Annotated in this window: 1 protein-coding gene; it reads right to left on the bottom strand. The window is 70.3% G+C overall.

Going from position 1 to position 549, the window contains the following annotated elements; translation table 11 throughout:
* A partial coding sequence (locus DMP11_RS10150) for an acetyl-CoA carboxylase carboxyltransferase subunit beta (RefSeq protein ID WP_268935269.1) occupies nucleotides 1–549 on the bottom strand: 549 nt, incomplete at both ends.

Below are 549 nucleotides of genomic sequence, written 5' to 3'. Positions count from 1 at the left end.
GGCCGTACGTCACCGTGTTGTACGTGTCGGTGCCATGCTCCAGGTTGTCGCGCACCGTCTGGAAGTCCACGAGGATGGCGCGGTCGCCCGGCTCGTGCGCGCCGCGGTTCGACCTCGCGGTGGCCAGGTGGATGGCCAGCAGGTGCGCGAGGGTCGCGCGCATCTCGGAGCGCTCCACGATGGCGTCGATCAGGCCGTGCTCGAGCGCGAACTCGGCCGTCTGGAAGCCCTCGGGCAGCTCCTGCTTGATGGTGTCCCTGATGACGCGCTGGCCCGCGAAGCCGATGAGGGCACCCGGCTCGGCCAGGATCACATCGCCCTGCATGGCGAACGACGCGGTCACGCCGCCCGTGGTTGGGTCGGTGAGCACCGAGAGGTACGGCAACCCCGCCTCGGCATGGCGTGCGAGCGCGCACGAAACCTTCGCCATCTGCATGAGCGATACGAGCCCCTCCTGCATGCGCGCGCCGCCCGACGCGGTGAAGATCACCACCGGCAGGCGCTCGTCGGTCGCGCGCTCCACGAGCCGCGCCACCTTCTCGCCCACGA

This window comes from Parvibacter caecicola, assembly GCF_003725335.1.
GTDB lineage: Bacteria > Actinomycetota > Coriobacteriia > Coriobacteriales > Eggerthellaceae > Parvibacter > Parvibacter caecicola.
Note: the sequence above shows the minus strand (reverse complement) of the source record. Positions and strands in the feature narration are given on the sequence as shown.